At 58.9% G+C, this 9,921-nt stretch carries 11 protein-coding genes; 7 read left to right on the top strand and 4 right to left on the bottom strand.

Annotated features, from left to right (window positions below; all coding sequences use genetic code 11):
* The first annotated feature begins 67 nt into the window (after positions 1-67).
* The 7 genes from PLU72_09880 to PLU72_09850 all read left to right on the top strand — a co-directional run bounded on the left by PLU72_09880 (position 68) and on the right by PLU72_09850 (position 6,162).
* Positions 68-841 (top strand): AraC family transcriptional regulator, encoded by a 774-nt coding sequence (locus PLU72_09880; protein HOT28489.1) that lies wholly within the window; start codon positions 68-70, stop codon positions 839-841.
* A 114-nt stretch (positions 842-955) separates the two neighbouring features.
* Positions 956-1,225, top strand: a complete 270-nt coding sequence (locus PLU72_09875; protein HOT28488.1) for a hypothetical protein — start codon at positions 956-958, stop codon at positions 1,223-1,225.
* A 335-nt stretch (positions 1,226-1,560) separates the two neighbouring features.
* Positions 1,561-2,295 (top strand): tRNA pseudouridine(38-40) synthase TruA, encoded by a 735-nt coding sequence (truA, locus tag PLU72_09870; protein HOT28487.1) that lies wholly within the window; start codon positions 1,561-1,563, stop codon positions 2,293-2,295.
* 28 nt (positions 2,296-2,323) lie between these two features.
* A complete protein-coding gene (gene rplM / locus PLU72_09865; protein HOT28486.1) occupies positions 2,324-2,761 on the top strand; it encodes a 50S ribosomal protein L13 in 438 nt (145 codons plus the stop codon).
* A 14-nt stretch (positions 2,762-2,775) separates the two neighbouring features.
* The gene (rpsI, locus tag PLU72_09860; GenBank protein HOT28485.1) at positions 2,776-3,168 is read left to right on the top strand and encodes a 30S ribosomal protein S9; all 393 of its coding nucleotides are present in this window, start codon (positions 2,776-2,778) and stop codon (positions 3,166-3,168) included.
* A gap of 127 nt (positions 3,169-3,295) precedes the next feature.
* Entirely contained in the window at positions 3,296-3,715 is a 420-nt protein-coding gene (locus PLU72_09855; protein HOT28484.1) for a cytidine deaminase, read from the top strand.
* A gap of 38 nt (positions 3,716-3,753) precedes the next feature.
* On the top strand, positions 3,754-6,162 hold the full coding sequence (locus PLU72_09850) for a PAS domain S-box protein (GenBank protein HOT28483.1): 2,409 nt from the start codon (positions 3,754-3,756) through the stop codon (positions 6,160-6,162).
* A gap of 169 nt (positions 6,163-6,331) precedes the next feature.
* Here the strand turns inward: PLU72_09850 and PLU72_09845 are convergent, their stop codons facing one another.
* From PLU72_09845 to PLU72_09830, 4 genes are all read right to left on the bottom strand, one after another.
* The gene (locus PLU72_09845) at positions 6,332-7,420 is read right to left on the bottom strand and encodes an alpha/beta fold hydrolase (GenBank protein ID HOT28482.1); all 1,089 of its coding nucleotides are present in this window, start codon (positions 7,418-7,420) and stop codon (positions 6,332-6,334) included.
* A 407-nt stretch (positions 7,421-7,827) separates the two neighbouring features.
* Positions 7,828-8,223, bottom strand: coding sequence for a hypothetical protein (locus PLU72_09840; protein ID HOT28481.1), 396 nt, complete (start codon positions 8,221-8,223; stop codon positions 7,828-7,830).
* Positions 8,224-8,544: 321 nt separating this feature from the next.
* The gene (locus PLU72_09835; GenBank protein ID HOT28480.1) at positions 8,545-8,943 is read right to left on the bottom strand and encodes a hypothetical protein; all 399 of its coding nucleotides are present in this window, start codon (positions 8,941-8,943) and stop codon (positions 8,545-8,547) included.
* Entirely contained in the window at positions 8,940-9,830 is an 891-nt protein-coding gene (locus PLU72_09830; protein HOT28479.1) for an Hsp33 family molecular chaperone HslO, read from the bottom strand. The genes PLU72_09835 and PLU72_09830 overlap by 4 nt, the downstream gene beginning before the upstream one ends.
* Positions 9,831-9,921: the final 91 nt, after the last annotated feature.

Raw genomic sequence — 9,921 nt, 5'->3', positions numbered from 1 at the left:
TCATGATGACACCCGCCAACCCTCAACAAAAGATGGGGTTAATTATCCGCTTACGGAACTCGCACAGGTGGCGTGTTTTTCCCCGTATCAATTCCACCGGATCTTTCGGGGAATGGTCGGAGAGCCCGTGGCCGAGTATGTCCGTCGGCTTCGCCTCGAACGGGCGGGTTTGCGGCTTATTCAGAGCCGCCGACCGGTCACGGATATCGCGTTCGAAGCGGGATACCAGAATCTCGAGTCGTTCATCCGCGCGTTCAAACAGCGGTTCTCGGTTTCCCCGTCTCAGTTCCGGAAACAGCGGGACGAGCAGTTGCGAAGACTTCACACCCGGGATGTTCCACCGGGCTCGATATCATCATCAACAGGAGGCATCATGAACGTCCATATCATCCGCCAGGAATCCCGTACCGTGGCATGCGTCCGACATATCGGCCCGTATAAAAACTGCGGCGCCGCCTGGGAGACGCTGTGCCGATGGGCCGGGCCGCTCGGGCTCCTCGAACCCGACACGGCATACATCGGCCTGTGCTACGACGACCCCGACGTCACGCCGCCGGACAAGATCAGGTATGACGCCTGCATCACCGTCACCGGACAACCCCAGCTCGCCGCAGGCGTCGCCCTCCAGACAATCCCAGGCGGCCTCTTTGCCACCACGATCCACATCGGCCCCATGGAGAATCTCATCAAGACCTATGTGAAACTCTGTGGCGAATGGCTTCCCCAGAGCGGGTACGAGGCGAAGCACGCGCCGAACCTCGAGATCTATCTCAACGACCCGTCGACGACGGCGCCGCAGGATCTCCGGATCGAGATCCAGCTTCCTCTCGAAGAAGCCTGACCCGCAACACCTGCCATATCGGCATGAACAGCGGCTGGACGGAAACGATCCGGCCGTTGTATTCTAGCCGGGTGTTTCCGCACGACGGATATTCCCTCAGGAGGACTTGCAGACATGAAACGAACCGTGATGCTGATCATGATCGACAACAGGAACGAGACGGCGGGCAACGTTCAGAAGATCCTGACGGGGTGGGGGTGTCTCATCAAGACGCGTCTCGGGATTCATGACGGGGTACTCGACGGCTGCACGCAGAGCGGGCTGATCATGCTCGAACTGGTCGGCGAGACGGAGAAGCACGACGAACTCCTGCGCAAACTTTCCCTGCTGAAGGGCGTCAACGCCAAGCTCGTCCGCCTCCAGCTCGAATCAGAAACGAAGTGAATCAGAGAAACTTGAGATACAATCCAGGCAGAGGGCGGGTTTCAAACCCGCTCCTACGGAATATTGGGAGCGTGGTTCACATCCGATCTATTGAGTCCTGCATATCAAAAACCAGCTTCGTGTCTCCGTTCGTGCTGAGCTTGTCGAAGCACGAACAGCCACTTGCCGATGATTCCTCATTTCGCCCTTCGACAGGCTCAGGGCGAACGGGTGGCTTTCATTCTGCAGGAATCAATAACGGGCTATAGCGTGTGAGGCACAACGTGATGCGGCCAGCAAGAAATCTCTAGCCCCTTGTGACTCTGTGGTGAACGGTTTTCCTCTTGACAAATTCCTTGCGACAGCTTAAACTGATCGTCACCTACGACGGAAGCGGATATTTCGGCTTTCAACTGCAGCCGGATGTGCCCACCATCCAGGGCGACCTGGAGAAAGCACTCGGTATCGTTCTAAGCGAAACGGTTCGCGTCCATGGGTCCGGCAGGACAGACACGGGGGTTCATGCCCTGGGTCAGGTCGTGATGATACGCACGGCATGTCGCATACCGGTTGACAAGTTTATCAAGGCTCTCAACGGGGTGTTGCCCCCGGCCATCCATGTCGCAAGCGTGGAAGAGGCGCCAGCGGAGTTCCATCCGCGCTTCTCGGCCGTGGGAAAATCCTATCGCTACCTGTTTCGACGGGTGCGGGAAAGATCCCCCTTCCACGAGCGGTATACCTGCCAGGTCGAAGGAGACCTCGACATCGGCAGAATGCGGGAAGGGGCGGCGTTGTTCGTCGGCGAACACGATTTTTCCTCGTTCACGCGATCGCCCGACACGAAGGAAAACCCCGTCCGGAAGATCATGAGCGCCGATGTGACCGAGAATGGCGATGAGATCGTCTTCGACGTCACCGGCAACGGGTTTTTGCACAACATGGTGCGGAACATGGCCCGGGCTCTGCTGTTGATCGGCCGGCACGAAATGGAGCCGCAAGAAATCGTAGAACTGTACCGTAATCAGGACAGACGACGACTCGGTCCGCCGGCGCCGGCGTCTGGGCTCTATCTGATGAAGGTCATGTACTAACCGAAACCCAATAAAGGAGGAACATTCGGTGAAGACGTTCATCCCCAAGCCCTCCCAAATCAAACGGGAGTGGGTCCTCGTGGATGCCAAGGGGAAGGTGCTGGGTCGCCTCGCGTCCCAGATCGCTGCCATGCTCCGCGGTAAAAACAAGCCTACGTTCACCCCCAATGTGGACATGGGCGATTTCGTCGTCGTTGTGAACGCCGGCGAGATCCAGCTGACCGGTTCCAAGGCTGTCGAGAAGAAGTACTTCTGGCACACCGGGTACCCGGGCGGCATCAAGTCCGTTTCCTACGGCCAGTTGCGTGAGACCGATCCGAGCCGCATGCTCTGGATCGCCGTCAAGAACATGCTTCCCCGCAACAAGCTTCGCAAGGTCTACCTGCGCAAGCTCAAGGTGTACGGCGGGTCAGAGCATCCGCACGCCGCGCAGCAGCCCAAAGCGACTGCTCTGCCGAAGGAATGAGGAGGAATTGACCAATGGCTGAAGCCAATTTCTGGGGAACCGGCCGCCGCAAGACCGCCACGGCCCGCGTTCGCATCGTGAAGGGCGACGGCAAGATCGTCGTCAACGCCCGCCCGTTCGAGTCCTACTTCCCGCTGCCCCTGACCCGCAAGATCATCATGCAGCCCATGACGGTCACCGAAACCCAGGGCAGATTCAACGTCATCGCCAACATCCGCGGCGGCGGCAGCTCCGGCCAGGCCGGCGCGCTTCGCCACGGCATCGCCCGCGCGCTCGTGAAGTTCAACGAGGAGTTCCGCAGCCCGCTGCGCAAGAACGGCCTCCTGACCCGCGACCCGCGCATGCGCGAGCGCAAGAAATACGGCCTCAAGAAAGCCCGCAAACGGCCGCAGTTCTCCAAGCGCTGATCATTTCTCGGCGTTTCCAAAAGGGGGGTCGGTTCTCGGCCCCCCTTTTTGCCCCCTTTGGAACTTCGTGTCCTTGCGGGGTATATGATACTATGCCTGATACAAGAATTTTCATGGGAGATATTGAATGAAGAGCCAGCATGATGCGGTCCTGGTCGAGAAGGCGATCGAGGCGAGCAAGAAGGCGTATGCGCCCTATTCGAAGTTTCAGGTCGGGGCGGCCCTCGAGTGCGCCGACGGCGAGATCATCCTCGGCTGCAACGTCGAGAACGCCAGCTACGGCCTGACCAACTGCGCCGAGAGAACCGCGCTGTTTGCCGCAATCGCCCGGGGAAAGCACGAATTCAAGCGCATCGCCATTTTCGTCGATACCGACGATTTCATCTCGCCGTGCGGCGCCTGCCGCCAGGTGCTCGCCGAGCTCGCCCCGAACGCCGACGTCCTCCTGATCAACCGCCACCGCAAGGTGAAGAAAACCACCGTGAAGGCGCTTCTCCCCCTCGCCTTCGGCTCCGAAGACCTCAAGCACCACGCCGAAGGCCACTGAACGTTCGGCGCCCGTCTATTTCAGAACGGGAGGATCGCGTGACAACACCATCCGAAACGATCCAGGAGCTGCTTCAGGAAAACATCCGGCTGAAGCAGCGCATCCGGGAGCTTGAACGCGTGGAATCCGGAGGCGCCACGCAACCGCCGGCTTCCGGGGGACAGGACGGCAGGAATGGGTATCAGCAATGCGATGAAGGGTTGCTGGCGGAAATCGTCAGGCACAGCAGCGAACTCATCAATCTCGCACTTCCCGACGGGACGATGGTCTTCCTCAACGACGCCGGGGCGAACATGCTGGGTATCGATCCCGAGGCCGTGGCGACCACGAACTTCATGCAGGTGATTCCAGATCACCTGAAAGATCTGGCGGCGAAAGAAATCATTCCGTCCACCCTTGAAAACGGGTGCTGGGAGGGGGAGCTGCAGTATCTCAACCTGAAAACCCGCGACCTGATCGACGTGCATGCCGTGACGTTCGTCATCAGCGGGCCCGAGGCTGGACAGCGGTATCTCGCGAATATATCACTTGATATAAGACAGCGAAAGAAAACGGAGGAGGAACTCCACCTGTTCCGAAATTTGGTGGAACACTCTACGGACGCCATCGGCATTTCCAGGCCCGACGGCACTCATTATTACCAGAACGAGGCGCTGGACCGCCTGCTCGGGAACGTCGGGGAACATCCGCCCGAAACCGTTTACCTGGATAAAGACATGGGAAACCGGGTTTTCGAGACGATTATGGCGGGCGGAAGCATCCAGGAAGAAACCAAAATGCTCGGAAGGGATGGGTCGATTCTCGATGTTTTCGTACGGGCCTATTCCATTCTGAGTCCGGAAGGCCGCGTCATCGGCCTGGTAGGCCTGCACACTGATATCACGGCCCGCAAGAAGGCGGAAGAAGCCCTCCGGCAGAGCGAACAACGTTTTCGCGGATTGGTCGAGAACGCTACCGATCTGATATTCGCCCTGACGCCGGAAGGAGTGGTGACCTATCTTTCGCCGAACTGGCGGGATCACATGGGGGAACCGCCATCCCAAGCCGTCGGTAAGCCCCTCGAACGGTATCTTCATCCGGACGACATCGTCCCATACCGTGATATGCTCAATCGGATTCCGACGACGGGAACATCCGTGGAAAGCCCTGAGCTACGGGTCATGCGCAAGGACGGGGCAACGCTCTGGTATTCCTGCAGAATGTCCGCCCTGCGCGACTCTCAGGGAAAAATCAGCGGTTTCATGGGCATCGCGCGCGACATCACCGGCACCAAGATCGAGGCGCTGGAACGCCAGAAACTACAGGAGCAGTTGTTCCATTCCCAGAAACTTGACGCCGTCGGCCAGCTTGCCGGCGGTGTCGCTCACGACTTCAACAACATGCTGAGCGTCATCATCGGCAACACCGATCTTGCGCTTCGCGAACTCGGCCCCGACGCTCCCCTGCGGCAACCCCTTCAGGACATCCTCGCCGCCGGAAGGCGCTCGGCCAATCTGACCCGGCAATTGCTTGCGTTTGCCCGCAAACAGAACATCAACCCCAGGGTTCTCGGCCTGAACGATGCCGTCGCCGGCGTTCTCAGCATGCTTCAGCGGCTCATCGGAGAGAACATCAATCTCGTCTGGAGGCCGGGACACGAGCTCTGGATGGTCCGGATCGACCCGTCCCAGATCGATCAGATTCTCGCGAATCTCACGGTGAACGCCCGCGATGCGATCAGCAGGACAGGGACGATCACCATCGAGACGTTGAACGTCCGGTGCGATGAAGCGTATTGCGCCGATTCACCGGAATGCGTGCCGGGGGACTACGTCCAGCTGTCAGTGGCAGACAATGGCTGTGGAATAGCGCATGATCTCCTGCCCAAAATATTCGACCCGTTCTTCACGACCAAGAAAGAGGGCAGGGGAACCGGCCTCGGCCTCTCCACCGTCTACGGTATCGTCAAGCAGAACGGCGGTTTCATCAATGTCTGCAGCGATCCGGGAATCGGCTCCACGTTCAGGATTCATCTTCCCCGCCACAGGATCGAGGCGAAGGAATCTCCGGGGATCGTCGAGGAAGCACGGCCGGTCGGAGGCCGCGAGACGATCCTGGTCGTGGAAGACGAGGCCACGGTCCTGCATCTCACCAGGAAGATGCTCGAAAACCTCGGCTACCGTGTGTTATCGGCCGAAAATCCCGAACAGGCGATGAAGCTCGCCAGGGAGTATGACAGGAACATCGATCTTCTCCTCACCGACGTCGTCATGCCGGGCACGAACGGGAAAGAGCTGTCGGAACGGATTCTCGAATTCATGCCCGGGCTGAAACATATCTATATGTCAGGCTATACCTCCGACGTCATCGCGCGCCAGGCCATCTTGGACGAAGGCGTGAAGTTCATTTCGAAGCCGTTTTCCCTCAAGGAACTGGCAGACAAAGTCAGGGAAACGCTCGACGCATGACGCGCGAAGCCAGATTCTTCCCGTCTTCGTGAGTCCTGCATATCAAAAACCAGCTTCGTGTCTCCGTTCGTGCTGAGTTCGTCGAAGCAGGAACAGCCACTTGCAGATGTTTCCTCATTTCGCCCTTCGACAGGCTCAGGGCGTACGGGTGGCTTTCAGTCTGCAGGAATCAATATTGCGCCTTCTCCGGCAGAGACGTTATCCAGGAGGAAACGAGTTCGAGAACTTCTATCGCCACTGTTTCCGAAAGGGGATATGAAGCCGCGTTATAGTTGATCGGCCTGCGCATCCCGTGCTCCAGGTCCGGGAAGACGTGAAGCCGGAGCGGCGGATTTCGTCCCGTTTTCAGGAGGGTTTCGAGAAGTTCGGCGTTCGGCTTCGGAAGAATCTGCTCGTCGAGCCCGGCAAAAACGCCGAGCACGGGACAGGCAACCCTGTTGTAGGCATCGGCGGCATCGAACCTCGTTATGAAATACTTCCAGGGCGTGCACCAGACGTTCAATTCCTTTTCTATGGCTGCCTCATCCTGTTCGTTCGCGGGAAACCCGAGGAGACGACGGTCTTTTTCCGGAATGCCGTTCATATATTCAATAAAATAGTTACGGAAGGAGTTCCGCCCCCAATAGGTCGCGGAATTAGCCGCAAGATTCCGCCAGGCCCCTTCGATGAATTCTTCGCCCAGCTTCTCCGTCCGCGCGTCCAGGCCGTTTCGGCGGGCCATCACTCCAAACTGGTGCTTCCATATCTCCTTCATCGGACAAACCGGCGGGGCGAGCAGCACGATGAAACCGACATCCGGGCTTTCGGCAGCTACCGTGGCAGCGACAAGACCTCCTTCACTGTGGCCGAGCATTCCGATTCGCCCGGAATGAACTTCGGGTCGCGCTTTCAGAAAATCCAGGCACATCCTGGCATCAGCCGCAAAGTCGGCGGTCGTGGCGGCATTGAAGTCGCCTTCCGAAAGACCCACGCCGCGATCATCACATCGGAGAACCACCATGCCCATCCGGGTCAGATGATCCGCCCAGACGAGGAACGGACGATGAAACTGATTTTCCGCATCCCGTCCCTCGGGTCCCTGCCCGGAAAGAAGCAGAACGGCAGGAAAAGACCCGGGCGCGGCAGGGCGGGTGAGGGTTCCTGACAGGCGAGGACGGAACAACCCTCCGGAAACCGTCACTTCTTCGGCGATATACGGAAACGGGGGCCGGGGCTGCTGGTGCGTGTAAAGGAACGGAGGAGGAGCAACGACATCCATGATCACCGGGAAAGACGATGAATCAGCATTGGTCCATGTTCCCGAAAGGGTTCCCGATGAAATGGTTCCGGAAAACGAAACTCCTTCCGTGCTTATCCTGAAGTTCAGACGATTCCCGCTCGTCCGGACATGATCCGCGGGGCCGGCGTATTCCGGCCGGGGCCGTCCGCCCGGCTCGGGTCTGAAGGTGACGACGTGCAGTCGCGGCGCTGCATCGGCATCCGACACCTGAATATGCAAAAACAAAGGATGAGCGGGGCTTCCGGGCCTCGTTCCCCAGGAACTGGACGGTCCCGGCAGAAATGTGTGAAACGGGGACTTCGGCAGCATTTCCCGAATGAATATTCCTACGAATGCAAACAGGAGGGGAAGAACCACCGCCACGGTATTATTGCGCAGAACATTCCTCACAGTCCGAGTTGCTCCATCAGAGACAGGCTTTGGGCGTAGAACGTCCCGGCGGCGCTGGGGCTCTTCTGCGCATCCAGGGCGGCTCTGATGGCTTTCGGTCTGAATCCGTTGATGCGGATGCCATCCACGAGGATCACGGGGAAACAGGCCGGGCATGAGGGAGCGCCAATGAGGGGCAGGGGCTGGCCATCGAAGACAAATTCCCGGAATACGACCCCCTGGGAGAGGAGGTATTCCCTGGCTTTGTCGCATGGCCCGTGATCGCGCAGTCTGTACAAAACCACTCCGCCATTCGTCACGGCCCTGACCTTCGTCGATTCGCGGTCTATATCTGCATATATACAGACGCAGGCCATCGCCATCACAAGGAGAAAGGGAATGGCTTTATTCACCCATTTTTGCATCACAGCCAGCAGAAGATGTGAAATCGGGATGTCATTTCGGGACGTCTTCTCCATATCAGACCTCTCTCTGCTCATGATCTCGTTCGCATCGGTTCAGCACCTTCCTGATTCGTCGCTCGAGGCGATCCCCCAGAGGTCGGAAGCAGGGGCTTTTCAGTTTCATGCACGTCCTGGACGGCCCCGATCTCGTCGAAGGACGAGAGGCTTTCGTGCATCGACACGCGGCGCACGAACGGGAATACGCCATTCTCTTTTGTTGCGCAAGAATCAATACCTGTCTCTCATGCAGGATTCCTCGTCAGCGGAACCTCAGAGATCGAAGGGGACCGAGTCTGCTTCGTCGTAGGGAGTTTCGGAAAACTCGATCATGACGGCGTCTTCGAGGGCGCGGAGGGCGTGGGCGAGGCCGGGAAGAATCGTCAGCCGGGTTCCCGGGCCGAACGATTCGCCGCCGCGCTCGCCGGTTTCCGTATCATGCCATATAAATTCTATTCGCCCGGAGAGGACGAAGAACTCTTCGCGCTTGACCCGATGAACGTGCCTGCCGCGCCAGGCCCCGTCGATCGCACGAAGCGTCAGGGCGCCGATGTGGCGGCAGACGGGGCCGCTGAGAAGCTGGTTCAGCTCGCCGCGCTCATCACGGCGACAGCGCTCCCAGGGGAGGTCGGGGCGATCGCCGTTTTTCCAGGAGCGAAGTTTGTCGGTCACGGGGTCGGCTCGTCGTCTTTCCGCGAGAGTTGGACGATCAGGCCGGCGATCGCCTCGGGGGTAACGATGTAGGTATTCCCGCAGAAATGGCAGGTGACGGTCTGGGTTTCCTTCTTCTCGACGATGTCGCGAAGTTCCACGACACCGAGCATGCCGACCGAGGCCACGACCTTTTCATACGAGCAGCCGCAGCCGAAGCGGAGTTCGCGCGTCATGACCGTGCGGAGGTCGTCGAGACCGAGAAGCTTCTGGTAGGCGGCGATATCCGCTGAGTTGACGAGCAGATCGCGAACAGACCGGTCGTTGAACTTCTCGAGCAAAGGGATGAATTCTTCCACGCTGCCATCCGAAGAGCGCTCGATACGCGCGCCAAGGGCACGATGCACCATCGAATTTCTGGAGAGAGAAATGAGTTCGACGGCCGCCGGCCGGCGCAGAATCAGGTTGTAATAGCTTGCCAGCGCCGAGCGCACGTCGGCCGGGCAGTTCTGGACCTGTTGCTGGTCGATGGCTCCCCGTCGATTCGACCTGATGACCGTCAGCCGGCCGTAGGAGCCCATGATGCCGCGGATGTCGCTCGTGTCTTCCCCGTCGAACTCGTCGAACAGCTTCTTGTGCGTATAGCCCCGCATGTTTCCGCTCGTGGAGACGTCGAACATGCAGCCGCCGACAGGGCCGTCGACCTGGAGCTGGAAGGAAATCCGTTCGTCCGTCTGGGAGATTTCCGTCGAGAGAAGCGCCGCCGCGACGAGCCCCTCGGCCAGGAATCGGCCCGCCGTCGGCCCGGAAAGATGCATTTTTTCGAGCTGTTTCGCGGTTTCCGTGACGTCCGCGATCGAGAGGAATATCTTGTATCGCGGCGAGTATGCATGCAGCAGATAATCCATTGACACCCCGGGTTCGGAAAATTGTCTTTCAGTATAGCAGAAACGGGCCGCCATTTGGAGATGGAAGATTTGCGCCACCTGCGTCCGCATG

Source organism: Candidatus Ozemobacteraceae bacterium (genome assembly GCA_035373905.1).
Lineage (GTDB): Bacteria > Muiribacteriota > Ozemobacteria > Ozemobacterales > Ozemobacteraceae > MWAR01.
This window is presented reverse-complemented; position numbering and strand designations above follow the sequence as displayed.

Bases quoted from the DNA above. Each gene is read 5' to 3' on its own strand.
- PLU72_09875 (HOT28488.1), top strand. From the start codon at position 956: ATGAAACGAACCGTGATGCTGATCATGATCGACAACAGGAACGAGACG.
- rpsI (HOT28485.1), top strand. From the start codon at position 2,776: ATGGCTGAAGCCAATTTCTGGGGAACCGGCCGCCGCAAGACCGCCACG.
- PLU72_09855 (HOT28484.1), top strand. From the start codon at position 3,296: ATGAAGAGCCAGCATGATGCGGTCCTGGTCGAGAAGGCGATCGAGGCG.
- PLU72_09845 (HOT28482.1), bottom strand. From the start codon at position 7,420: ATGGATGTCGTTGCTCCTCCTCCGTTCCTTTACACGCACCAGCAGCCC.
- PLU72_09830 (HOT28479.1), bottom strand. From the start codon at position 9,830: ATGGATTATCTGCTGCATGCATACTCGCCGCGATACAAGATATTCCTC.